This is a genomic window from Sinosporangium album, assembly GCF_900100605.1.
Lineage (GTDB): Bacteria > Actinomycetota > Actinomycetes > Streptosporangiales > Streptosporangiaceae > Sinosporangium > Sinosporangium album.
In genome coordinates this window covers 101,625-125,399 of sequence record NZ_FNCN01000018.1, presented here as the reverse complement: position 1 = coordinate 125,399, position 23,775 = coordinate 101,625, and the positions used below count along the sequence as shown (strand labels likewise).

General features: G+C 71.0%; 18 protein-coding genes and 1 pseudogene. 9 read left to right on the top strand and 10 right to left on the bottom strand.

Features of this window, described 5'->3' with window-relative positions:
• The first annotated feature begins 298 nt into the window (after window positions 1-298).
• From BLQ73_RS19425 to BLQ73_RS19415, 3 genes are all read left to right on the top strand, one after another.
• Complete coding sequence (locus BLQ73_RS19425) at window positions 299-775, top strand: Lrp/AsnC family transcriptional regulator (RefSeq protein ID WP_218125928.1); 477 nt, start codon at window positions 299-301, stop codon at window positions 773-775.
• 469 nt (window positions 776-1,244) lie between these two features.
• Window positions 1,245-2,267 (top strand): bacteriocin fulvocin C-related protein, encoded by a 1,023-nt coding sequence (locus BLQ73_RS19420; protein WP_176955548.1) that lies wholly within the window; start codon window positions 1,245-1,247, stop codon window positions 2,265-2,267.
• A gap of 212 nt (window positions 2,268-2,479) precedes the next feature.
• On the top strand, window positions 2,480-2,869 hold the full coding sequence (locus tag BLQ73_RS19415; RefSeq protein ID WP_093171887.1) for a bacteriocin fulvocin C-related protein: 390 nt from the start codon (window positions 2,480-2,482) through the stop codon (window positions 2,867-2,869).
• Window positions 2,870-3,094: 225 nt separating this feature from the next.
• Here the strand turns inward: BLQ73_RS19415 and BLQ73_RS19410 are convergent, their stop codons facing one another.
• The 4 genes from BLQ73_RS19410 to BLQ73_RS19395 form a co-directional block, all read right to left on the bottom strand.
• Window positions 3,095-4,126, bottom strand: a complete 1,032-nt coding sequence (locus tag BLQ73_RS19410; RefSeq protein ID WP_245691199.1) for an N-acetylglucosamine kinase — start codon at window positions 4,124-4,126, stop codon at window positions 3,095-3,097.
• Window positions 4,127-4,244: 118 nt separating this feature from the next.
• The gene (locus tag BLQ73_RS19405) at window positions 4,245-5,504 is read right to left on the bottom strand and encodes a 6-phospho-beta-glucosidase (protein WP_093171886.1); all 1,260 of its coding nucleotides are present in this window, start codon (window positions 5,502-5,504) and stop codon (window positions 4,245-4,247) included.
• Entirely contained in the window at window positions 5,501-6,082 is a 582-nt protein-coding gene (locus tag BLQ73_RS19400; RefSeq protein WP_245691198.1) for a carbohydrate ABC transporter permease, read from the bottom strand. Before BLQ73_RS19400 ends, BLQ73_RS19405 begins: the two co-directional genes overlap by 4 nt.
• A gap of 70 nt (window positions 6,083-6,152) precedes the next feature.
• Window positions 6,153-7,358, bottom strand: coding sequence for an ROK family transcriptional regulator (locus BLQ73_RS19395; RefSeq protein ID WP_093171885.1), 1,206 nt, complete (start codon window positions 7,356-7,358; stop codon window positions 6,153-6,155).
• Between the two features lie 461 nt (window positions 7,359-7,819).
• Here BLQ73_RS19395 and BLQ73_RS19390 point away from each other — a divergent pair, with 461 nt between their 5' ends.
• From BLQ73_RS19390 to BLQ73_RS19375, 4 genes are all read left to right on the top strand, one after another.
• Window positions 7,820-10,075 carry a HelD family protein gene (locus BLQ73_RS19390; RefSeq protein ID WP_218125927.1) on the top strand — a complete coding sequence of 752 codons (2,256 nt, stop codon included), beginning with the start codon at window positions 7,820-7,822 and terminating at the stop codon, window positions 10,073-10,075.
• 715 nt (window positions 10,076-10,790) lie between these two features.
• Window positions 10,791-12,524: an apolipoprotein N-acyltransferase gene (gene lnt, locus BLQ73_RS19385; protein ID WP_245691197.1), complete on the top strand. Its 1,734-nt coding sequence runs from the start codon at window positions 10,791-10,793 to the stop codon at window positions 12,522-12,524.
• A gap of 20 nt (window positions 12,525-12,544) precedes the next feature.
• Window positions 12,545-13,294: a polyprenol monophosphomannose synthase gene (locus tag BLQ73_RS19380; RefSeq protein WP_093171883.1), complete on the top strand. Its 750-nt coding sequence runs from the start codon at window positions 12,545-12,547 to the stop codon at window positions 13,292-13,294.
• A 143-nt stretch (window positions 13,295-13,437) separates the two neighbouring features.
• The gene (locus tag BLQ73_RS19375; protein ID WP_093171882.1) at window positions 13,438-13,983 is read left to right on the top strand and encodes an FxsA family protein; all 546 of its coding nucleotides are present in this window, start codon (window positions 13,438-13,440) and stop codon (window positions 13,981-13,983) included.
• Window positions 13,984-14,355: 372 nt separating this feature from the next.
• Here BLQ73_RS19375 and BLQ73_RS19370 read toward each other — a convergent pair whose 3' ends face one another.
• From BLQ73_RS19370 to BLQ73_RS19350, 5 genes and pseudogenes are all read right to left on the bottom strand, one after another.
• Window positions 14,356-14,700 carry an RNA polymerase-binding protein RbpA gene (locus BLQ73_RS19370; RefSeq protein ID WP_093171881.1) on the bottom strand — a complete coding sequence of 115 codons (345 nt, stop codon included), beginning with the start codon at window positions 14,698-14,700 and terminating at the stop codon, window positions 14,356-14,358.
• A gap of 124 nt (window positions 14,701-14,824) precedes the next feature.
• Window positions 14,825-16,225, bottom strand: a pseudogene (locus BLQ73_RS19365) (MFS transporter); the annotation flags it as partial.
• A 63-nt stretch (window positions 16,226-16,288) separates the two neighbouring features.
• Complete coding sequence (locus tag BLQ73_RS19360) at window positions 16,289-17,086, bottom strand: glycerophosphodiester phosphodiesterase family protein (protein ID WP_245691195.1); 798 nt, start codon at window positions 17,084-17,086, stop codon at window positions 16,289-16,291.
• 57 nt (window positions 17,087-17,143) lie between these two features.
• Window positions 17,144-17,680, bottom strand: a complete 537-nt coding sequence (locus BLQ73_RS19355) for a TrmH family RNA methyltransferase (RefSeq protein ID WP_093171879.1) — start codon at window positions 17,678-17,680, stop codon at window positions 17,144-17,146.
• Complete coding sequence (locus tag BLQ73_RS19350; RefSeq protein ID WP_093171878.1) at window positions 17,677-18,273, bottom strand: class I SAM-dependent methyltransferase; 597 nt, start codon at window positions 18,271-18,273, stop codon at window positions 17,677-17,679. Before BLQ73_RS19350 ends, BLQ73_RS19355 begins: the two co-directional genes overlap by 4 nt.
• A 236-nt stretch (window positions 18,274-18,509) precedes the next feature.
• On the opposite strand from BLQ73_RS19350, the gene BLQ73_RS19345 reads away from it, so the two are divergent.
• Window positions 18,510-18,932, top strand: a complete 423-nt coding sequence (locus BLQ73_RS19345) for a hypothetical protein (protein WP_093171877.1) — start codon at window positions 18,510-18,512, stop codon at window positions 18,930-18,932.
• Here BLQ73_RS19345 and BLQ73_RS19340 read toward each other — a convergent pair.
• The gene (locus tag BLQ73_RS19340; protein WP_176955547.1) at window positions 18,922-21,684 is read right to left on the bottom strand and encodes a helix-turn-helix transcriptional regulator; all 2,763 of its coding nucleotides are present in this window, start codon (window positions 21,682-21,684) and stop codon (window positions 18,922-18,924) included. The genes BLQ73_RS19345 and BLQ73_RS19340 overlap by 11 nt on opposite strands.
• Before the next feature lie 1,098 nt (window positions 21,685-22,782).
• On the opposite strand from BLQ73_RS19340, the gene BLQ73_RS19335 reads away from it, so the two are divergent.
• Complete coding sequence (locus BLQ73_RS19335; protein ID WP_245691194.1) at window positions 22,783-23,679, top strand: glycoside hydrolase family 19 protein; 897 nt, start codon at window positions 22,783-22,785, stop codon at window positions 23,677-23,679.
• Window positions 23,680-23,775 lie beyond the last annotated feature (96 nt).

The window sequence follows — 23,775 nt, the reverse complement described above, 5'->3', positions numbered from 1 at the left end:
GATGCCGCCCACGTTGACGCGGGCTCCGCCCTCGCGTCAGCGGGTTCCGGGTTTCTTCGGCGGTAGGGCGGGTTTCTCCGGGGCTGCGTGGGTCGAGGGACGCAGGTCGGATTGTCATGTCAGGACGTTAATGATCTTCAGTGACAATCCAGGCATCTAGGAGATGGGGCGCACTGGTCGCGACATATGCAGTAGTCGGCATAAGTGCCCACCCCCATGTGGCTTGGGGGGATTTCGGAACGGTCCCGTGATCGCGGTCGGGCCACACCAGGTGCCGGGGAGCGCTAGCGTGTGGCGGGTGGAGGAGATCGACCGAAGGATCGTGACGTTGCTGGCCGGGGATGGCCGGATGAGCTTCACCGACCTCGCCAGGGAGACCGGGCTGTCGGTGTCGGCGGTGCACCAGAGGGTGCGGCGCCTAGAGAAGCGCGGGGTGCTTCGGGGCTACACATCGCTGGTCGACTACGAGGCCATCGGGTTGCCGATGACGGCGTTCATCTCGATCAAGCCGATCGACCCTTCGGCTCCCGACGACGCTCCTGAACGGCTCGCGCATCTGACCGCGATCGAGGCGTGCCACAGCGTGGCGGGCGACGAGAGCTACATCCTGAAGGTGCGGGTGTCCTCGCCGGGCGGGCTTGAGGAGCTGCTCCAGCAGATCCGCGCGGCGGCCAATGTCTCGACGCGGACCACGGTCGTGTTGAGCACGCCGTACGAGCACCGCTTCCCCGCGCTGGACGAGGCCGAGGGCTCCGAGACGCTGGACCAGCCCTAACGCGGTCGTGCCGGCGGCCGGGAGTGGATCCGGTCGCCAGGAGCGAGGCCGGCGGCCGGGAGCGGGTCCGGTCGCCAGGAGTGGGGTCGGCGGCGGGGGGTGGCGGGTCACCGCGGTGGAAGGCGTGCTGCGCTGGGCGAAGGCGGCGAAATGTGCTGGCCCGCCGCCCCCATCGGGGTGCCATGTGATTACCGTCGATTCTACTTTTGGGTAGCACTTGTTTACAGCGGGTCAGGTGACCCGCAGCCACATTCGCTTACGCGTTGTCGCCGCCGTCGGTATATATAGGACCGCCGACATATAGAGAAGTGCATTCTGCGGGAATGCATATTGACATCTCTCCGGCCGGAGTCGATCCTGCTTGTCAGTGCCTTCTCTGGTTTTTCTCGGTTCTTCTCGGCGTGGCGAGCCGTTTAGCGGCGCTCCATCGTCATGCTGTCGACATTCTGTCAGGTGAATGGAGCGGAGAGTGAATTCGACGACGTCGGAAAGACGCTGGATCCTCGGTTTTGACGGCTCCTGCGGGAGGTGCAGGGAAATCGCGAAAGCGGCCGAGAAGGCCGCGGGCGCGAGGCTTGAGGTACTGCCGCTTTCCCATCCGGATGTCCGGCGTTGGCGTGACCGGACACTGGGAACCGGCGCCCCCTGGGTGCCGACGCTGGTGCGGGTCGATGGCGACCGGGTCCGCGCGTGGACTGGTCCGGCTATGGGGCTGCGCCTGCTCGCCTGCCTCGGCCCGGCGGCGGCGATCAGACTCTTCCGGGCGCTTGGCGAGCTGAGCCAGGCTGGTCGGACCGCACAGGCCGGTCACACCGTACACGCCGGGCGGGCCGTGCAGGCCGGTCGGTCGGTCCGCGGGCGGCGGCAGTTCTTCAAGGTCGGTGCCGGACTGGGAATCGCCGCCGGCATCGTGCTGGTCGGCAAGGCCCCGGCTCTGGCCGATGATTCCGTGGGATCCTGGATCGCGGCCAACAGAGGCCGCCTTCCGAAGACATACGGGGAATTCTCCCAGCACACCATGCCGTATCGCAGGGCGATTTTCACCCAATTGGATCCGGGCACGCAGTCTCGGCTGTGGCTGGAGCACTTCGCTGAGTACCGCCGGACCCACCCGGGGGTCTCGCCCGAGCAGGATCGCGTCCTGGCCGCTTGGGAGGCCCGCGTCAAAGACGTGTCCACTTTCGTGGTGCCCGTGGCCGATATACAGGATGAAATCGAACGTCTCAGGCGCGAGACCGTTGATGCGTACGGATTTGACGAGGCGTATGCCCTGATAGCCACACTCGGTCCGGTGGACCCGGCTGAATCAGCCAAAACCACCAGTCCTACTGCCGTAGCCATAGAGGCGTGCAAGTGCAGCACGTTCAGCGATTGGTGCAGAGGCGCGTCCTATTGCATACGCATCACGTATTGCGGCTGGGAGCCGCGGGGCTGTGGCACCCTGTTCATCCATCCATGTAACGGGTGGTGCTCCGACACCTGTGGCTGTTAGCCGACTGTCAGCCGGCTGTCAGCCGTATTCATAGCCCAGACGGTTGGTCGGCGGCGCGGGCGGGAGCCATCCAGGCTCACGCCGCCCGCGCAATGCCCCAGCGGCCACACCGGACCCCGCCGCGTCTAGGGTCTTCATCACAGAGGATATTCATCTCAACCGATGTGACTATTCAGACCGATTCGGCGTGGATTCCGTAGAAGGGCTTAACTATGGGTGACGATTTTACGGGCCGGCTTCCGGAAAACTATGCGGAGTTCAACACGCACACCATGTCCTGCCGCAGAAGGATTTTCGGGGAGCTCGGTCCGGACACGCAGTCGCGGCTGTGGTCAGAGCATTTCATTCACTACCGGGCGGCCCACCCGAACCTGTCGCCGCAGCAGGAGCAGGTCATGGCGGCCGTCGAAGCGATCCTGGCGAATGAGGCGATCTTCCGGGTGCCACCGACGGAGCTGCAGGATGACCACGAGCGTCTGCAGCGGGAGGCGATCGAGGCGTTCGGCTTCGACGAGGCGCGTGCCTTGATCGCCACACTCGGCCCCGAGGATCCGCCTGGCGTCGTCGGCCCGTGCGGGTGCGGCACGTTCGGCGGTCTCTGAACGGCGTAGCGGTCCCTGAACGGCGTAGCGGTCCCTGAACGGCGCAGGTGCCCCGCGCACCGCCCCCGCACACCGCGGACACGGACCGGCGGCGCGGACACGGACCGGCCGTGCGGACACGGACCGGCCGTGCGGACACGGACCGGCCGTGCGGACACGGACCGGCCGTGCGACCGTCCCGGCACGCCGGGACGGTCGCACGCTGCCGGGTCAGGCCCGTCCGGGTCAGGGCTCGCCGGGGAGGAAAGTCGCGCGAAGGCGCGCCTTGGCCTCCTCGCCGGCGCCGATGGCGTCGAGGCCCAGGAGCGCCGCGCCGACGATCGGCGGCATGTCGGTGACCACCAGTTCGGCCTGGGGGGCCTCCTCCGCGAAGCGCCTCTCGATGAGCTCGGTCAGCAGCGGGTCGCGCGCGGTGAGCACGCCCCCGCCGAGGACCACCTCCACGGCGGCGTCGAGCAGGCCCAGCCGCCGCATCGGGACGACCGCCATGACGGTGACCTCGTCGGCCATCCGCTCGACGAGCGACACCGCGACCGGGTCGCCGCCGGCCGCCGCGGCGAACAGCAGCGGGACGAGCTCGTGCAGCCGGGTGGCGGATTCCCGGCCGAAGTGCAGGGCGAGTACGGCTTCCTCGACGGTCGCGGTGCCGAACGCCTCGCACACGGCGCGGCTGAGCGCGGTGGCGGGCCCGCGCCCGTCCTCCCCCCGTACGGCGTGCCACAGGGTCTCCTCGCCGAGCCCCATGCCGCCTCCCCAGTCGCCGCTGATCTTGCCGAGGGCGGGGAACCGTGTGACCGCGCCGTCGGGGGAGACGCCGACGGCGTTGATGCCTCCGCCGCACACGACGGCGACTCCCGACGGCCCGGACGCGCCGGCGCGCAGCAGGGCGAAGGTGTCGTTGCCGACGACGACGTCGCGCCCGTAGGAGCGGGCGGTGAGTTCGGCCCGCAGGATCTCCTCCTCGGCGGGCAGGTCGGCCCCGGCCACGTAGGCGGCCACGTGGTCGGCGTACGGCGGCGCCGCGGCCGGGCCGAGCGCCCGCCGTACGGCGCCGTCGAGCACGTCGATCGCGGCGGCGACGCCGTCGATCTGCGGCTGGAAGCCCCCGCCGCGGCCGGTGGCGAGTACGGCGCCGTCCTCGGAGATGAGGGCGACGTCGGTCTTGGAGTTTCCCCCGTCGACCGCGAGCACGGTCCTCACGGCCCTGTCGGCCGAAAGCACCGTGTCGGCCGAAAGCGCCGTGTTCGCCGTGTTCACCGTGTTCGCCGGGTCCGGGTTCACCGGTGACCCGGCCGGTGGGGGAGCGCCGTTGGGGCGGACATGCTGTCTCTCCTGACTCTGCTGGTGGCGTCGGCTGTGGAGGGCCCGGCTCCGCTCAGGAGCGGGCCCAGGGCAGGTGGGCGGTGTTGGCCGCGACGAGCCGCGCGGCCAGGTCGGCGGCGAGCGACGCCTGCCCGATGAGGGGGTGGGCCAGCAGCGCGTCCTCCACCCGCTCGACGCCGCCGCGGAGGGCCGCGTCGAGGGCGAGCGACTCATACGCCGACACGTGGGAGATCAGTCCCGCGTACAGCGGTTCGACGGGGTCGACGGCCAGCGGTACGGCTCCCGCCCCGCTGATCGCCGCAGGCACCTCGATGACCGCCTCGGGCGGCAGGAACGGCAGGGTGGAGCCGTTGCGCACGTTGACGATCTGGGTGTCGCCGCGGTCGCCGAGGAGGGAGGCGATGAGCGCTACCGCCGCCTCCGAGTAGAACGCGCCGCCGCGCTTCTCCAGCAGTTCGGGCTTGGCGTCGGCCGCGCGGTCGGCGTAGATGGAGAGCAGCGCCGTCTCCATCGCCGCCACGTCGGCGGCGCGGGAGGGCTTGCCGCGCTGCTCCTCCACCACGAGGTCGTGCTCGTAGAAGTAGCGCAGGTAGTACGACGGCACCGCCCCGAGCCGGTGCAGCAGCCGCTCGGGCAGGCCGACGGTGTCGGCGATCTCGGTGCCGTGCTCGGCGAGGAGGGCGGGCAGCACGTCCTGTCCGTCCAGGTGTACGGAGCGCTCCCAGGTGAGGTGGTTGAGTCCGACGTGGCCGAGCGAGATCCGCTTGGGCGCGACGCCGAGGTGCCGCGCGAAGCGGCGCTGGAATCCGATGGCGACGTTGCACAGCCCGATCGCGCGGTGCCCGGCGTCGAGCAGGGCTCTGGTGACGATGCCGACGGGGTTGGTGAAGTCCACGATCCACGCCTGGGGGGCGTGCCGGGCGACGGTCTCGGCGATGTCGAGCACGACCGGTACGGTGCGGAGCGCCTTGGCGAGCCCGCCGGCCCCCGTGGTCTCCTGCCCGACGCAGCCGCATTCGAGGGGAAGCGTCTCGTCCACGTCGCGCGCGGCCTGGCCGCCGACGCGGAGTTGCAGGAGTACGGCCTGCGCCCCCGCCACCCCCTCGGCGAGGTCGGCCGTGGCGTGGACGGCGGCCTGGTGCCCGGCGCGGGCGAGCATGCGCCGCGACATCCCGGCGACGAGCTCCAGGCGGTGCTCGTGCGGATCGATCAGTGCGATCTCGGTGAGGGGGAGTTCCTCGCGGAGCCGGGCGAACCCGTCGATCAGCTCCGGAGTGTATGTCGAGCCGCCCCCGACAACGGCGAGTTTCACCCTGTAACTCCTGTCAATGTCACGCCTTCGATGAAGGCCCGTTGGGCGAAGAAGAACACAATCAGCACCGGTGCCATGACCAGCAGCGTCGCCGCCATGGTGAGATTCCACTGCACGCTGTGCAGTGCCTTGAATGACGCCAATCCGAGAGAGAGCGTCCAATTGTCTTCATTGACGGACGCATAAAGAAGAGGACCGTAATAGTCATTCCAGCAGTAGAAGAACTGGAACAGCGCGACTGCCGCGATGGCGGGCCGGGCCATCGGCAGGACGACCCTGATGAGCGTGGTGAATTCCGAACAGCCGTCGACGCGCGCGGCCTCCGTGTAGTCCCTCGGGATGGTCAGCAGGAACTGGCGCAGCAGGAAAGTGGAGTAGGCGTCGCCCAGCAGCGTCGGCAGAATGAGCGGCCACAGCGTGTCGGAGAGGTCGGCGCGGGCCCAGACCAGGTAGATGGGCATGGCGACGACCTGGGGCGGCAGCGTCATGGTGGCGATCACCACGAAGAAGGCCAGGTTCCGCCCTCGGAAACGGAACCGGGCGAGTGCGTACGCCACCGGGATCGACGACACCAGCATGGGGCCGCCGTACAGGCGGCCAGGGGGCGGACCGTCGGTGCATGGGGGTGCCTCCTCGGGGGGTGGTGGATCAGGAGGGGATGGTGGAACCGAAGACCTCGCTTCGGACGGTGTCCAGGGCGAGGTCGAGCGCACCGGTGAGGACGGGATTGCCCTCGACGGTGGACAACCGCAGCGGTGGCCGCGGCAGTGTGAGCGCGTGCAACTCCTGTTCGACGAGGTCACGCAGGGCGTCGCCGCCAGCGATCAGCATGCCGCCGGTGAGGACGACGAGTGCGGGGTCGACCACCGCGCAGACGGAGGCCAGACCGGTGGCGAGCCGGCGTGCGACCTCGCGCAGGCCGTCGGCCGCGCGCGCCGCCGCGGGGCGGCCCGACTCCGCCGTGTTGATCGCGTTCTGTACGGCTGCCGCCGGCGTGGCGCCGCGCACGCCGTACGAGCGCAGGATGGAACGCACGGTGGGGCCGCCGGCGAGGGCCTGGAACCCGTGCTCGGCCCGGCGGCCCGCCTCCCGCGCGGTCGGCGCCCCGACCGCGGGCATGTAGCCGACCTCGCCCGCGCCGCCGGTCGCGCCGCGGTGCAGCCTGCCGCCGAGCACCAGCGCCGAGCCGATGCCCTCGTCGGCCCACAGCAGCACGAAGTCGGAGTGGCCGCGTGCGACGCCCCGCGCCTGCTCGGCCAGCGCCACCAGATTGACGTCGTTCTCGACGTCCACGGGCACGCCGAGGCCCTCGCGGAGGGTGCCGAGCAGATCGGCGATGTGCCATCCGGGGATGTGCGCGGCGTAGCCCAAGCGGCCGGTCGCGGGGTCGATCGCCCCCTGGATCCCGATGACGGCCCGCCGCAGCGCCGAGGCGGGCACGGAGGCGGCGGCGCAGGCGCCCTCGATCGCCTCGCGCACCCGGTGCACCACGTCGCCGCCCGCGCGGCCCGGCGTGGCCAGGCGGTGCCGTCCCGCGACCGCGCCCGTGATGTCGGCGACGGCCGCCTCGATGCGTGAGGGGGTGACGTCCAGCGCCGCGACGTGGGCGGCCTCGGGGTTGATGCGGTACAGCTCGGCGGTGCGGCCGGGCAGGCCCTCGCGGATGCCGTCCAGCACCACCAGCCCGGCCTCCTGGAGTCGGGCGAGCAGTTGCGACGCGGTGGGCTTGGAGAGCCCGGTGATGGTTCCGATCTCGGGCCGGGTGAGCGGACCGCGTTCGAGCAGGGCCTGGAGCGCGGCCCTGTCGTTGATGGCCCGCAGCAGGCTGGGGGTGCCCGGCGTCGACTGGCTCACGGAGCGTGTTCCTCTCTGGGAGTTAGGAAAGTTTCCTAACTTGTTGTGAACGTAAAGACTCGCGCCCCGGCGGGTCAAGGCATGGCCCGCGGTCGCAACCAACCTGTGACGGTGGCGGCCTGGTCAGGGCGTGTGCGTCATCTGGAACGTTACGACGCCGTGCGGGCGAACGCGCCGCGGGAACGGCCGGTCGCCGGCCGGCGGTGACGTGGATATCGCGCTGAGACGTCACGCTGAGACATCGGGCTCAGGCGTCGCGCTGAGACGTCGCACCGAGGAGACGTCACATTGAAAAAAGGGGGAATTACAGAAGGATTAGCCGCTCTACGAGCCTGGTAGGCTTTTGCCCCGCCGTCACGCTGACCGCATAAGACACAAAAGGCCCGGAGCATCACATTAACGCCAAGAGTAACAGCCCCCTCTCCACGCGTCAAACCGAGCTGGCCCGTGAACAGGACTACGTGTCCCGTCTCTACGCCCGCCTCGACGCGCTGCGCGCGAGCACACAACTCAGCCTCGACCAGGTGCTGGGCCAGGGAGGCAGGGGCGGCACCCATCAGAACCGCTCCGAGCGGGACTCCATGGCGGGGATGCACTCCGCGAGGCTCGCCCGCCTCTGGGCCGTCGAGAACGGCCTGTGCTTCGGCCGCCTCGACCACACCGACCAGACCTCCCACTACATCGGCCGCATCGGCCTGTCCGACGACCGGCAGCGCCTGCTCATCGACTGGCGGGCACCGGTCGCCCAGCCCTTCTACCGCGCCACCCCCGCCTCCCCGATGGGCCTCGCCCGCCGCAGGCACCTGCAGACCCGCGGGCGGCGCGTCATCGGCGTCGACGACGACCTGTTCGACCTCGACGGGCTCAGCGACGACGCCCGCGCCACCCTGAACGGCGAAGCCGCGCTGCTCGCCTCCCTCGCCGAGACGCGCACCGGCCGCATGCGCGACATCGTCGCCACCATCCAGGCCGAGCAGGACCGCATCATCCGCGCCGACCTGCCCGGCGTGCTCGTCGTGCAGGGCGGCCCCGGCACCGGCAAGACCGTCGTGGCCCTCCACCGCGCCGCCTACCTCCTCTACACCCACCGCGAGAAACTGGACCGGCGCGGCGTCCTCATCCTCGGCCCCAACCTCACGTTCCTCCGCTACATCGAACAGGTCCTCCCGTCCCTGGGTGAGACGGACGTCCTGCTCATGACCATCGGTGAGATGTTCCCCGGCCTCACCGCCACCCTGCGCGACCGCCCCGAGGTCGCCCAGGTCAAAGGCGACGCGCGCATGGCCGGCGTGCTCGCCAGGGCCGTCCGCGACCGGCAGCGCGTGCCCGCGGAGACGATCCACCTCGACCTCGGCAGGATCACCCTCCGCCTCGACCGGCACATCTGTGAAGGCGCCCGCAGCAAGGCCATGCGGTCGGGCCGCCTCCACAACCAGGCGCGCGCGGTCTTCGTACGGCAGGTGCTCAACAAACTCGCCCGCCAGGCGGCCAAACTCCTCGGCCGCGGCGTCATCGACGACGACGAACTCGCCGACCTCCGCGAAGAGCTGCGCACCGAGCCCGCCGTCAAGACCGCGCTCAACCGGCTCTGGCCGTACCTCACCCCCCACCAGCTCCTGATCGGCCTGTTCACCTCGCGCGAGCGGCTCGACTACGCCGCCGCGGACTTCACCCCCGACGAGCGCGCCCTCATGCTGCGCGACTCCCCGCAGCGGGGCCGCCCGTGGTACACCGAGTCCGACGTGCCGCTGCTCGACGAGGCGGCCGAGCTGCTCGGCGAGATCGACGAGGCCGTGCTGCGGGCCACGGCGCTGCAGAACGAGGAGGAGCTCGCCGCCTCGCGCGCCGCCGAAGAGCACGAGCGGCAGTTCGAGCTCACCTACGCCCGCGAGGTCCTCCAGCTCACCGGCCTGTCCGACATCATCGACGCCGAGCGGTTCGCCGAACGGCACAGCGGCGACGTCAGCCACCTCACCACCGCCGAGCGCGCCGCGACCGACCGCACGTGGGCCTTCGGCCATGTGATCGTCGACGAGGCGCAGGAGCTGTCGCCTATGGCGTGGCGCATGGTCATGCGCCGCTGCCCCGCCCGCTCGATGACCGTGGTCGGAGACATCGCCCAGACCGGCTCCACGTCCGGGGGGCGGTCCTGGAACGCGGTGCTCGACCCCTACACGGGCGGCAGGTGGCGCGAGGAGCGGCTGACGGTCAACTACCGCACCCCCGCCGAGCTGATGGCCGTCGCCGCCGACGTGCTCGCCGCGGTCGACCCCGCCCTTGAGGCACCCGCCTCGGTCCGCGAGGCGGCCGAGGCGCCGTGGTCGGTGCGCGTGGCCTCGCTCGCCGCCGACCTCCCCGGAGTCGTCGCCGCCGGACTCGCCGCGGGCACGGGCGGCACCATGGCGGTCCTCGTCCCCGAATCCGCCATGGCCGAACTCGGGGCCGCCGTCACCGCCGGGGTGCCCGGCGCCGTCGCCGGGCCGGGAGCCACCACCCTTGAGGCCCCGGTCGCCGTGCTCACCGTCGCCGACGCCAAGGGACTCGAATTCGACTCCGTCCTCGTGGCCGCGCCCGACCGCATCCTGACCGAGTCCGTCCGCGGAGCGAGCGACCTCTACGTCGCCCTCACCCGCGCCACCCGCACCCTCGGCGTCGTCCACACCGGCCCCCTGCCGACCGTCCTCGCGCGTCTCGCGCCGCGCCCGGCCGCACCGTGATCCGCTCCAAGAGATCGGTACGGCGTGCCGGTCCGCCGCCCGCGCTCTTTCGACTGGTCAGGGCCGTAGACCGCCCGCGCGCGGCCCGATCTGAGGCCCCAGCTGAGGGAAAAATGCTGTTTACCCTGGTAGGGGGAGGGTTGACATCTGAGCTGAGGTCGGTAGTTTGCTGCCCAGTCCAGCACGGGACTGGCCGGTCGGTCGTTCTCGACATCGTCGGATCCTGCGCACGCGGCGGGGTGGCTTCCGCCGCTGCAGCCAGGTGCAGTGTCGTCGATCCGTCGGGGCGGGGCACCCCGACCGGGCGGGGGGTTGGACCCGGGACGGGCCCGGACGCCCAGTAGACAACGGAATTCCGCGCTCGCCGCCGACGGGACGGATCCGGTCCGAAGGGTTTCCGGGCCCTCTTCCCGCCGCGCCCCCGCTCGGCCCCCTATCCGCACGCCCCCACGCACCGCCCCCGCACGCGAATCCGATCGCCAGGCGGCGCCGAGCCGCACACCCCCTGTGCCATCCCCATGCGTCCTCCGCGCGGCGCCGCCGCGCGCTCCACGCGCTGCCCCGCCGCTCCTCCCTCTCCTCGCGCGGCGCCTCCGCCCGGAGGACGGCCCGCGGCGGGTGTCCCGCCCCCGGGGCGCCGCCCTTTTGGGGACCGGCCGCGTCGAGCGGTAGCGTTCGGGCAACACATCACGCGTTCCCGAGGAGAACCCTGGCGGTGCACGACACGAATGGCCCGGCGGGGGCGCGGACCGCGCCGCCGATCGCCGACGGGTCCGCGCCCTCCGAACCGACCGCCCCCACCGCCCCGGCCCCACCCGCGCCCGCCACCGGCACCGCCGGGGGGCCGCGTCCGCCGGCCGCCCTCCGGGCCGCCGGAGCGGCGGCGGGCGGGCTGCTGCTGTTCCTCGCCTTCCCCCCGCTCGACCTCTGGTTCCTCGCGCCGCCCGGGATCGCCCTGGCCGTCCTGTCGGTGTACGGCACCGCCCCCCGGCGCGGAGCGTGGCTCGGACTCGTCGCCGGGATCGCGTTCATGCTGCCGTCGGTGGCCTGGGTGCGGTCCCTCGGAGTGGACGTCTGGCTGGGGCTCGCCGCCTTGGAGGCCGTGTTCTACGCCGCGTTCGGGGCGGGCGCGGCCCTTGCCGTACGGCTGCCGCTGTGGCCGCTGTGGACGGCCGGGCTGTGGGTGGCGTCGGAGTGGGTCCGCGGGCTGGTGCCGTTCGGCGGGTTCCCGTGGGCCAGGGCGGCGTTCAGCCAGGCCGGGTCGCCGTTCGCGCCGTACGCGGCGCTCGGGGGCGTGCCGCTCGTGAGCTTCGCGGTCGCGCTGTGCGGCGGGCTGCTCGCCCTGCTCGCCCTGGTGTGCGCGTGGGGGGCGGGCAGGACCGGCGGCGCCGGTGGTGCCGGTGGTACGGGTGGTGCCGGTGGTATGGGTGGTGCCGGTAGCCCCGGGGGCATGAGCGGCGTGTGGCGGGCGGCGGCGCTCACGCTCGCCGGAGCGGTGGCGGTGCCCGCGCTGGGCCTCGCCGTACCCCGCCCGGGCGATGAGGGCCGCACGGTGAACGTGGCGGTCGTGCAGGGCAACGTGCCGGGGCGCGGGATGGCGTGGATGGGCGACGAACGGGCCGTGGTGCTGCGCAACCACGCCGACAAGACCCACGAGCTGGCCGCCGCCGTACGCGCCGGCAGGGTCGCCAAGCCGGACATCGTCGTCTGGCCGGAGAACTCCAGCGACATCGACCCCTACCTGGACGAGTCCGCCCGAAGCACGATCGACGCCGCCGTCAAGGACATCGGCGTTCCGGTGCTCGTCGGTGTGGTCGCCTCCATCGGCGACACCGAGCGCGCCACCCGGTCGCTGGTGTGGGACCCGGTGGCCGGCCCTGGCGCGTACTACGACAAGCAGCAGCTCGTGCCGTTCGGCGAGTACACGCCGATGCAGGAGCTCGTGCAGAGCCTGTACGCGCGCGCCAGGCTCGTCGGCCGCCAGTCCAGGCCCGGCACGGTCGACGGCGACCTGCGCATGGGCCCGGTGACGATCGGCGCGGTCAACTGCTACGAGATCGCCTTCGACGGCGTGGTCCGCGGCACCGTCCGGGCCGGCGGGAGCCCGATCGTGGTCCAGGCCAACAACGCGACCTACGCGCTGACCGACCTGCCCGTCCAGCAGCTCGCGATGTACCGCCTGCGCGCGGTCGAGCACAACCGGGCCGTCGTGGCCGCCGCCACGACCGGCGTTTCGGCCGTCGTCCGGCCCGACGGGGACGTGAGCTGGCGCTCGGAGGAGCTGGTCCCCGCCGTCCACGTCGAGCGCGTGCCGGTCCGCACCGGCACCACGCTCGCCACCACGCTGGGCCCGGCCCCTGAATGGCTCCTCGTCGCGCTCTCACTTGGCGCGTTGCCATGGGCCCTGCGGCGCGGACCGCGTACCGTGGGAGCCCGACGTGATCACTAAGGGAACGAAGGTCGACTGATATGGACAGTGTGCTTGGCCGGGTCCTCGTCGTCGTGCCCACCTACAACGAGAGGGACAACCTGCCCGGCATCGTGGCCAGGGTGCGCTCCGCCGTACCCGACGCCCACGTGCTCGTCGCCGACGACAACAGCCCCGACGGCACCGGCGCCGTCGCCGACGGCCTGGCCGAGGCCGACGACCACGTCCACGTGCTACACAGGCCCGGCAAGCAGGGACTCGGCGCGGCCTACATCGCGGGGTTCCGCTGGGGATTGGACGAGGGCTACGAGGTGCTCGTCGAGATGGACGCCGACGGCTCGCACCAGCCGGAGGAGCTGCCCAAGCTGCTCCAAGCCGTCGCCGACGGCGCCGACCTCGCGATCGGGTCCCGCTGGGTGCCGGGCGGCAAGGTCGTCAACTGGCCCGGCCGGCGGGAGATGCTGTCGCGCGGCGCGAACATGTACTCCCGCATGATGCTGGGGCTGCCGGTGCGCGACTCGACCGCGGGGTTCCGCGCCTACCGCGCCGCCACCCTGCGCAAGATCGACCTTTCCGGCGTCGAGTCGCAGGGCTACTGCTTCCAGATCGACCTGACGCTGCGCACCGTTCGCGCCGGCCTGCGCGTCGCGGAGGTCCCGATCACCTTCGTGGACCGCACGGTCGGGGTCAGCAAAATGGACCGGAGCGTCATGACCGAGGCCATGTGGCGCATCACGCGGTGGGGCGTGGCCGGGGCGCCGCAGCGCTTCAAGCGGGGTCGAGGGGCCTGACGGGCGCAGCGAGCGGGCGCGGCGGGTACGGCGGGCGCGGGGCCCGGCCATCCCTGTGCGGATGCTGGAACGGCCGAGGCCGTCCGAGCGTTGTTCCCTGTGCACCGTTGTTCTCGGACCTGCGCTGTGATTGAGGAATGTAGATGCGCCTGCTGATGTTCCTGGGTTTCCTGGTCGTCCCCGTCCTGGAGATCTGGCTGCTGATCCAGATCGGCGAGGTGATCGGCGGGTGGACCACCGTGGGGCTGCTGCTGGCGGCCAGCCTGTTCGGCGCGTGGCTGGTACGGCGTGAAGGCGCGAAGGTGTGGCGCGGCATCAACGAGGCGTTCAGCGCGGGCCGCATGCCCGAGCGCGAGCTGGCCGACGGGGTGCTGGTGGTGGCGGGAGGCACGCTGCTGCTCACCCCCGGGTTCCTGACCGACATCGCGGGGTTCGCCTGTGTGCTGCCGTTCACCCGGCCGCTCATGCGCAAGGCGTTCACCGGGCTGTTCACGCGCCGCCTGCGCAAGATGGCGGCCTCACCGCGCTACTCGGGAGTCGGCCTGTCCGATATGGGCGTGAACGGCATGCCGGGGCCGGTCGGCCCGGCAGGCCCCAGTGGTTTCGGTGGTTTGGGCGACCCCGTCAGCCGCCCCTCCGGGCCCGTTATCCACGGCGAGGTCCTCGACGAGGACCGCAAACCCTCCTAGCGGAGGGCCGGAGGGGTTTTGTTCACCTCCCGTTCACCTAACGCTCCGTGACCGGGGCGCAGCGATCGGGCGGCGGGACCCCGGCGACCTGGGGGAGCGGAAGAGGGTGCCCGGTCGGGGCGGAGACGCCCCGCACAGCCGGGCATATTTGTTCACCCAATGGACAGCTTTCGGTAAACAAATGTTCATCTGCTGTTCTCCTACGCCGGGGGAGGGCCGGGGAAGATTGTCCTGTGGGTGAACTCGGCTGTGCCGGGCTCTCCTGCGTTGGGTGTCAGAGTATGACAAAGCCCCCGGCTCGCTGCTCCGCGCCGGGGGCTCCTCTGTCTTCCTATCCGGTTATGCCTGCCGCGTCCGGTCGCGCCCCGTGGGTCAAGCGCTCTTGCGGCGCTGAGCCCGAAGAATCGCCAAACGCTCGTTGAGGACCTCCTCAAGGTCCTCGATAGTGCGCCGCTCCAAGAGCATGTCCCAGTGCGTCCTCGGCGGTTTCACCTTCTTCTGCTCAGGCAGCTCGCCATCCACCCTGACCGCAGTCGCGCCGCAGCTGCGGCACTCCCACGTCGCGGGGATCTCGGCCTCGGCGGCAAGCGGCACGTCGAAGTCGTGACCCTTCGGGCAGGTGTAGGCCACCTCCTGGCGCGGGGCCAGATCCGTGTTACGGTCGTTCTCGTAGCTGGTCGCCCCGAGTCGGGTGCCGCGAAGTGCACGCTCGCCCATGTTTCAATGCCTCCTACAGGGCCCCGTTATGAGGGGTCTGTCTCCCACGGCGTACAACGCTTGATACCGTGGTTGGATTCCCATCCTGGACGTGATCCAATCGCGCTTTCGGGTGCGTGCTGGGTCAGATCCGTTCGGGCACCTCGTTTCCGGCGGCTCTGATGGCCTTGGGCAGGTTCACGAGCCACAGCAGCACGAAGCCGACGGCGAAGAAAACGATCAGTGAGATGATCCCCGCGCGCTGGCTCCCGGTGACCTGCACGGCGGTGGCGAGCACGAACGAGCCGATGACCGTGGCGCCCTTGTCGCTGATCTCATACAGGCTGAAATACTCCGCCTCGCGCCCCCTCGGGATCACCAGCGAGAACATCGAGCGCGACAGTGACTGCGTGCCGCCCATGACCACCGCGATGGCGAACCCCAGCGCGTAGAACTGCCAGGCCGAGCCCTGCTGGAGGAAGTAGGCGACCGTCACCACGCCCGTCCAGGCCACAAGGCTGACCAGCACCACCCGCTTGGCGCCGTAGCGGGCCGCCAGGCGGCCGAGCAGCAGCGCCCCGCCGAACGCCGCGAACTGCACCAGCAGGATCGCGCTGATCTGCACGTTGGTGCTCAGCCCCAGCGTCTGGTCGGCGTAGGTCGCCGAGAACGAGATCACGGTCTGCACGCCGTCGTTGTACACGAGGTAGGCGAGCAGGAAGAACAGCGTCAGCGGGTAGTGCCGGAGACCGGCCGCCGTCCGCGCGAGCTGCCGGAGCGACCCGGTGAACGCCCGCCCGGCGGGTTCGCCGGGGGCCGCGTCGGCGGCCTTCGGAGGCCGGTTGCGCAGCCGCATCATGGGGATGACCGTGAAGGCCCCCCACCAGAGCCCGGCCGAGGCCAGCGCCAGCCGTACGGCGACGCCCTCGCCGATGCCGAGCGCGTCGGCCTGCGTGAACAGCGCCAGGTTGACGACGAGCAGCGTGCCGCCGCCGAGATAGCCGAACCCCCACCCCCGGGAGGACACCTTGTCCCGCTCGTCGGAAGTGGAGATCTCCGGCAGGAACGAGTTGTAGACGACCATGGCGGCGGCGAAGCAGACGTTGCCGATCAGGTAGAGGACGCCGCCCAGCAGGTAGCGGCCGTCGGAGATGAACCACATGCACACGGTGGCGGCGGCGCCGAGGAAGGCGAAGAAACCGAGCAGCTCGCGCTTGCGGCCGGTGTGGTCGGCGAGCGCGCCGGCGATCAGCATGAACAGGATCTGGAAGATCGCCGACACGCCGAGCACGAACGGGTAGTAGGCCTCAGGGCGGACGTCGAAGCCGAGAACGTCCACGTAGGGAGCCCCCGCGGCGGCGGTCTCGGCGATATCGGTGAGGTAGGGCCCGAGGAACACCGTCATGACGGTGGTGGGGAAGGCCGAGTTGGCGAAGTCGTACCAGTACCAGCCGCGCTGTTCGCGCAGGCGGGACGCGGAGGAGCCGTCCTCGACGGCCTTGATGGTCATAGACGGACTCCTGAAGTCCTCGCGGGGGGATGGGCCGGATCGGGACGGGCCGGGTCGGGACGGGCAGGACTGGGGGCGGACGTCGGAGCGCCGGGCACCTCAGACGGGGATCCGGCGGGGGTGCCACTGCCCGCGCGCCGACAGGACCGCGCGCAGTCCGGAGATGTTGTCGGTCATGATGCCGTCGGCTCCGATGTCCAGGAGGTATTCCATGGTCGAGGGCCGGTCGACCGTCCACACGTGCACCTGCATGCCCAGGGCGTGCGCGGTGCGGATCAGGGAGCGGGTGGCCACGCGCAGCCCGCGGAAGCCGTACGGCACCTGCGCGCACGGCACCCCGGAGCGGGCCAGCCGCGCGAGCGCCCGGCCGTATCCCTCCGTGGCCGAGGCGACCCGCAGCGCGGCCACACCGCGCGGGCCGAGCGACGAGCAGACGGGGCGGCCCATCGCGGCCCGCGCCGCCGCGAGGCGCGTCTCGGAGAACGAGGTGAGGCAGATCCGGTCGTAGGCGTTGGTGCGCCTGACCACCTCGGCCAGCGGGCCGATGGCGGGCGCGTCCTTCACGTCGATGTTGACCTTCGTGCCGGGCCAGGCGCCGAGCAGGTCCTCAAGCAGCGGGATCTCGTCGACGCCGCCGACCCGCGCCCGCTTCACCTCGCGGTAGGGGAGTTCGGCGACCCGGCCCGCGCTGTCGGTCACCCGCTCCAGCGTGTGGTCGTGGAAGGCGAGCACGATGCCGTCGGCCGTGGCGTGGGCGTCGGTCTCCAGGTAGGTGTAGCCGAGGTCGGCCGCCCGCTGGAAGGCGGCCATGGTGTTCTCCCTGCCTTCGGCCGCCCCGCCGCGATGGGCGAAGGCGAGCGGCCCCGGATGGTCGAGGAAGGCGTAGCGGTTACGCACCTGCGCAGTATCCCCCCTGTGGGCCCGCCTCGTCATCGCGGGACGCTGAAGGTTCGGTCACGAAGCCGACCACCCCTGGCGGCGGGCGTCGGCCAGGGCGATGGCGGCGGCCACCGCCACGTTGAACGAACCGACCCGCCCGATCTGCGGGATGTAGCTCACCGCGTCGGCCGCCTCCAGGAGAGCGGGGGAGCAGCCGTGGTCCTCGCCGCCGACCGCCAGGCAGACGTCACCCCCGAGCGGCGACTCGTGCAGCGGCACCGCGTCGCCCGTCAGCTCCACCGCGACCACCGAGAAGCCCGCCTCCTTGGCGGTCCGTACGGCCTCGGAGGCGGGCACGGGCTCGCTCCACGGCACGTAGCGGTCGGTTCCGAGCGCGGTCTTCTGCGCCTTGGGGTTGGTCGGCGGGGTCGCGTTGCCGGCCAGCCACACGTGCTCCACGCCGAGGGCGGCAGCCGTACGGAAGATCGAACCGATGTTGAACGGACCGGTGACCGACTCCACGATGAGGGCGAGCCGCTGCTCGGTGCTTCTGCGCCAACTGCGGTTGAGCCGCTTGACGTCGGTGGGCCGCATCTGCCTGCGTGCGGTCATAGGGGGGATTCCACCTTCAGGATTCGGTAGGCCGATCGGGACGCGTGGCGGGTCGCGGGGAAGCCCTCGTCCACCAGCCAGCGCTGGAGGGAGTCGGCCCCGAGGTGGCGCTGGACCACCAGGTAGGCGGCGCCGCCGGGCGTGAGCCGGGTCAGCCAGCGGGTGAGCATGGCGTGCAGGGCGGGCTTGCCGATGCGGATCGCCGGATTGGACCAGATGGCCGCGAACCGCACCTCGGGCGGGACCTCGTCGACATGCACCGACCTTACTTTGTCAAGGCGGGCGCTCGCGGCGTTGCGCGCGCACAGCTCCAGCGACCGCCGGTTCACGTCCACCGCCCACACCGTCGCCGACGGCGCACGCGACGCCATCGTGAGCGCGATCGGCCCGTAGCCGCAGCCGAGGTCCAGCAGATCGCCGCCTGAGGGCGGCGCCGGCACCCCCTCCAGGAGCACACGCGTGCCAGGGTCGATCCGGTCGGGGGAGAAGACCCCGCGGTCGGTCTCCAACTTCAGGTGAAGGTCGGGGAGGACGAGCGTCACCGACCCCGGCCTGCTGGCCGCGGCGGGGCTGTCCTCGAAGTAGTGCGCCACGCGAAAAAACGCTAGCAGGGCCCGGGAGCGGACCCTGCCGCCGTGCCGCCGTGCCGCCGTGCCGCCGTGCCGCTGTGCCGCCGTGCCGCTGTGCCGCCGCTTCGTGCCGGCACCCCTATACGGCCGCGGCGGCGGGTAGGGCAAACCCCTAACCGCTCCCCGATGCCGGGCGGGGGCGGATCTTCTTAACCTGGCGGAGCAGTCCAGGGAAGTCCCTGCCGACAAGGAGAATCACGATGCCGCACGGATTCACGGTGCTCACCGGCCTGACCTCCGTCAACCTCGCGGGCACGATCACCGCGAGGATCGTCGACAACGACGGAGCCGATCCCGGCACCATCCTCGATCCCACCATCGACATCAAGGTGGAGATCGAGTGGAAGATCACCGGAAAGCTGGTGCCGCTGCTGACCGGAACCTGGCAGCCCAGGGTGCATTTCGACGGGGTCGGAGGGGTAGTGGGTCACACGCAGAACGGCACCGACATCCCCCTGATCCCAGGGCAAGAGGACTACGATGCCCTGGTGGTCCTCCCCGGGGGGACGCTGACCGGCGACAGCTACAACGTCAAGGCCCTGGTGACGTACCTCGACGGTGTGGGCAACACGGCCAGACTCGGTGGGTTCTTCACCCTTGGCGGCATCACACTCATCGGGTGACCGGCCCGGGCCCCCCGTCCGCAGATCCGTCACCCCGGTCGTCGCCTCTGAGGCGTGCGCAGAGCGCCGCCCGCGATGCCACGCCCAGTTTCCCGAAGACCTTGCCGAGGTGGAACTCGACGGTCTTCACGCTCAGCACCAGCTCCTTGGCGATCTGCTGGTTCGTCATACCGGAGCACGCCAGCCGCGCGACCGCGTGCTCCTGAGGCGTCAGGTTCCACCCCGAAGCCTCGCCCGGCGCCGCCGCCGGCCGTCCGCAGGCGGTCAGCTCCCGCTCGCAGCGCCGGAGGTACGGCACGGCGCGCAGACGCCATAGGACGGCGTGCGCGCTCTCCAACTGGCGCAGGGCCGCGCCGCGGGCCTTGCGCCGGCGCAGGAAGATTCCGTAGTCCAGGTGCAGCCGCGCCCGGTCGAAGGGGAGGTCGACCCGCGCGGCGTGGACCAGCGCCGCCTCGAAGGAGGATTCGGCGCCCCGGAAGTCGCCCTGCGCCATCAGCAGGTTGCCGCGTGCCCGCCCAATGAGGGCCAGCGAGGAATGCCGCCCCCGGTCCGCCGCGCGCTCCTCGAACGGGTCGAGGACGGCGCGTGCCTCGGTGTGCCGTCCGAGCCGCGTGTAGGCGTCGGCCAGGAGGTCCTGCCAGGGAAGCAGGCCGGGTTCGTCGATGAAGTCGCGGAACCTCCTCGTCGTCACCGGCTCAAGGGCCGCCACGACCCCCTCGGCCAGGCCGCGCGCGGTCGCGGTGAACGCCAGTGCGTAGTTCAGGAAGGGCAGACCAGAGTACGGCGAGGCGCGGGAGGCGCGGCCGGCCGCCACATACGGTTCGGCCTCGTCGAACCGTCCCCGCGCCGCGGGCACCAGGGCGGCCAGCGCGCGGGGGATCTCGGCCATCCAGCCCTGGCCGGTGTCCTCGGCCAGCGACACCCCCGCCAGGGTGTGCGCCGCCGCGTCGTCCCAGCGCCCGGCGCGGAACTCGGCCTCACCGAGGAAGGCGTGCGCCGACACCCGATAGGCCGCGGAGTGCCTGTCGCTCCTGGAAAGGGCCCGCGAGGCGTCCTCGATCGCGCCGTCGAGGTCGTCGTTCCACATGCGTACGGCGGCGCGCCCGAGAAGCCGGTCGAGCCCCCCGCCGGCCGCCGCCACCGATGCCGGCAGGTCGCGGGCCAGGGCCAAGGCCGTATCCGACCGTCCGCGACTTGCCAGGGCGCACATGTGGATCACTCCGAGGAAGTCCGGATGGGGGACGCCGGTCGCGGAGGAGGTCGCGCGTTCGACCCACAGCACCGCGTCGGGTCCGCTGCCGGCCATGCCGCAGAGGATCGACAGGCATTCGGCGATCCTGACCGCGCGTACGGGGTGGGCGGCAGCGTCGCACCGTTCCCACGCCTCGGTGAGCAACGGTACGGCCTCCGCGGGATTGCCGGCGGCGAGCGCCAGAGCCCCCAGCGCGAAGCAGCGGATGTCCACGGGGCAGGTGGCCGGCAGCCCGGCGGCGAGTTCGGCGGCGTCCTCGACACGGCCGGCGTATATGAGCGAGGCGATGGCCTCGGCCGTACGGTGGGCGCGTTCCTCCTGGGATGGACTGATGTGTGCGGCGTTGATCAGGTGTTCCGCCGTGCTCGACCAGTTGCCGGTGGCGCTCTCCCCGCGGGCGAACGCGGTGAGGTCGGCGGCGAGCGCGTCGTCGGGGTGGTGCGAGGCCCGGACCCTGTGTCTGAGGCGCTCCTGGTCGCTGTCGGCGAGCTCCGCGGCACGCCGGTGCAGCTCCCTGCGGTTCAGGACACTGAGGTTCTGGTAAACGGCTGCGTGGGTGAGGGGGTGGGGAAAGAGCGCCGTCAGCCCGGCCGCGGTGGAGCGGTCCAGGAGAAGCCGCGCCCGCACGGCCTCGTCGAACGGCGGCACGGGGTCGTCGATGCCGCTCAGCCTGCCGACCGCGTCGAGCGGGGAGGTGAAGCCGAGCACACCGGCGGCGTAGACGAGGTTGCGGGCCGGGCGGCTGCAGCCGTTCAGCCGTTCGAGCACCAGGTGGAAGTAGGTGCGCGGCACCGGCAGGGGGCGGCTGAGATCGGTGAGCACCTCCGGCGGAACCTGTCCGATCAGTTCGCGGGCGTGGAGCGGGTTTCCGTTGGTCTGCTCGCGCAGCCGCTCGGCGGCCCTGAGGGGCAGGCGCACGCCGAGGCCGCCGGCGAGCTCGCGCAGGTCCGCGGCGCCGAGTCCGGCGAGCGTGAGCCGTACGGTCTGGTCGCCGGTGAGCAGGCGCCTCAGGCCGGGCGGGATCCGCGGCATGGCGGGGCTGCGGGCGATGACGATGGTGAGCACGCTGTCGGCGCGGAGCCGCCGTAGGGCGAACGTGAGAGCCTGCAGCGACGGCGCGTCCGCCCATTGGGCGTCGTCGACCACGACGATGATCGGGCCCGCCTCCTGGAGTCTGCCGAGCAGGTCGAGCAGTTCAAGTCCGGCGACGATCGGATCGGTGCTGCCCTCCCAGGGGCTGAAGGGGGCTCGTGCCGCCGCCAACTGGGCGAGCATCCCGAACGACAGGCCGGATTCCGCCTCATCGCCGCTGGCCCTCAGCGAGGTCAGATCGCCGCGCTCGGTGAGGAACCGGTGGACGAGGCTGGTCTTGCCCATGCCGCCGGGTCCGTCGACCATGACCGTCCCGGGGGCTCCTGTCTCCACGTGCTTCATCAGGGCGTGCAGCCGTTCCAGCTCGCGCGTCCGGCCGACAATGGTCATGAAATCGTGCAACGCCATGAGCCTGGCCTTTCGGTGCGGCCGCGGGGGTCGGGGGCTCGGGGAAAGAGATCCTTTATTTCCGGTCCGGGGCTCGCGGATAAGACGCTCTTCTTCCATCGGTGGGCCGAGGTGTCGCGCATTGAGTCGCTCGACAGAATGAAACGCTCACGCTGATAACCCTGATTCGCTTTTGCCGTCCTCTCAAGGGGGTAATCAGCGCGTAATTGTTCGGAGTTGGGTCGCCGGAACAGTCCGGGTGGATTCACATCTCCGGTCCGTTCCGAACCCGCGTGGAACGCATGCGGCTGAACCGCGTGCCGGCTTGGGCCGCGGGCCGCCGGGGGAGTGGCCCGGCGAGAGGCCGCGTTACGCTGCGCTGATGTGCCACCCGTGCCGGTGGCGGCTCTGGCGTGGTCGCGGCGGCCGCCTTCGGGCATGTGCGGCGTTCGCCGTCGCGACGTCGCCGGCTGTGACAAGCCCGGCCGTCATTGTGTGCTCTGGATCCAACCTTTCGTGTGTCGAGGGGGTGCGGATGGGGGGAGATTCGGGCCGCCGCGCGGGCGGCGAGTGGGAGGGCGGCGACGGCTGCCGGTGAAAGCCCTACCGAAACCCTCGTTCCATGTCCGGATTTGACTCTCTTTGGGCTAATACACATATCCGCCATGGGGATGTCGGAAATCTTCACTTGAAAGTGTGCTGCGGGTGCGGGTTCGCCGTTGAGTCGTCGCCGGAGCCCGTCAGCGAGGCAGCGGTCGCGTGCCGGCAGCGCCCGGAGGACCCTGTTCGGGGCCGGGCCGCCCACGTTCTCCGGGCGCGTTCTCCGGGCGCGTTCTCCGGGCATGGGAACGCGCCACCCGCCGCGCCCCCGGACCCCGGCCTCCGCCCTCCGGAACCGGCCCATGGCGCCGCCGGATCGCCGGTGCTACACAAACTTGAGCACGATGCACAACACTGCCGCAGACCTATTGACGCGCCGGATCGAATTCCGATTGATTGTCGTCGATTTCGCGGCGGAGTTCCCAGCCAGTGCCCGTTCGCGCTGTCAATTCCCACCACAGGAGTCTGTCCAATGTCGTTATTCCGTGCGGTCCCCCCGCACAAAAAGGAGTGAGCACGTTGCTGAAGAAACGCCTGATGAGCTGCCTGGCCGCCGCGGCGGTCGCGGGCACGATGACGGCCGCCCTCCCGGCGTCCGCCTCGGCCACGACCACCCCCGCCCCGCTGCCGATCTGCGCCGAGGAGTGGAACCCCGCCAAGGGCTACGCCGGCGGCCTCACCGCGTCCTACAACGGTCGCAACTGGCGTGCCAAGTGGTGGAACAAGGACAACGTCCCCGGCGGACCGTCGGGCAACTGGACCGACAAGGGCGCCTGTGACAACAGGGAAGGCGCCTTCGTGGTGTCCGAGGCCCAGTTCAACCAGATCTACCCGAACCGCAAGCCCTTCTACACCTACAAGGGCCTGGTCACGGCGCTGAGCGCCTACCCGGCGTTCGCCGCCACGGGCGACGAGGTCACCCGCAAGCGCGAGGCCGCGGCCTTCCTGGCCAACGTCGCGCACGAGACCGGCGGCCTGTTCCACATCGTCGAGGTGAACACCGCGAACTACTCGCACTACTGCGACCCCGACCAGCCGTACGGCTGCCCCGCGGGCCGCTCGTCGTACTACGGCCGCGGACCGATCCAGCTGAGCTGGAACTTCAACTACAAGTCCGCCGGCGACGCCCTGGACATCGATCTGCTCAACTTCCCGAACCTGGTGCAGAACGAGGCGTCCGTGGCGTGGATGACCGGCATCTGGTATTGGATGACCTCCAAGGGACCCGGCACCATGACCCCGCACACGGCCATGGCCGAGGGGCACGGCTTCGGCGAGACCATCCGCAGCATCAACGGCGCGCTGGAGTGCAACGGCGGCAACACCCGCCAGGTCGAAAGCCGGGTCGCCCACTACAAGAGGATCACCGCGGTCCTCGGCGTGACCCCGGAGGACGAGTCCAAGCTGCGCTGCTGACCACGGGGCGGCACCTGACCCCGCCCGGCGGAACACCAGCGTGACACGAAAGAAAAGGGTGCGGCCCGCCAGGCCGCACCCTTTTCCCATGCCCTC

Coding starts and splice junctions, on each gene's coding strand:
- BLQ73_RS19415 (WP_093171887.1), top strand. CDS start 2,480: ATGGGTGACGATTTTACGGGCCGGCTTCCGGAAAACTATGCGGAGTTC.
- BLQ73_RS19400 (WP_245691198.1), bottom strand. CDS start 6,082: ATGCTGGTGTCGTCGATCCCGGTGGCGTACGCACTCGCCCGGTTCCGT.
- BLQ73_RS19380 (WP_093171883.1), top strand. CDS start 12,545: ATGGACAGTGTGCTTGGCCGGGTCCTCGTCGTCGTGCCCACCTACAAC.
- BLQ73_RS19375 (WP_093171882.1), top strand. CDS start 13,438: ATGCGCCTGCTGATGTTCCTGGGTTTCCTGGTCGTCCCCGTCCTGGAG.
- BLQ73_RS19370 (WP_093171881.1), bottom strand. CDS start 14,700: ATGGGCGAGCGTGCACTTCGCGGCACCCGACTCGGGGCGACCAGCTAC.
- BLQ73_RS19355 (WP_093171879.1), bottom strand. CDS start 17,680: ATGACCGCACGCAGGCAGATGCGGCCCACCGACGTCAAGCGGCTCAAC.
- BLQ73_RS19345 (WP_093171877.1), top strand. CDS start 18,510: ATGCCGCACGGATTCACGGTGCTCACCGGCCTGACCTCCGTCAACCTC.
- BLQ73_RS19340 (WP_176955547.1), bottom strand. CDS start 21,684: ATGGCGTTGCACGATTTCATGACCATTGTCGGCCGGACGCGCGAGCTG.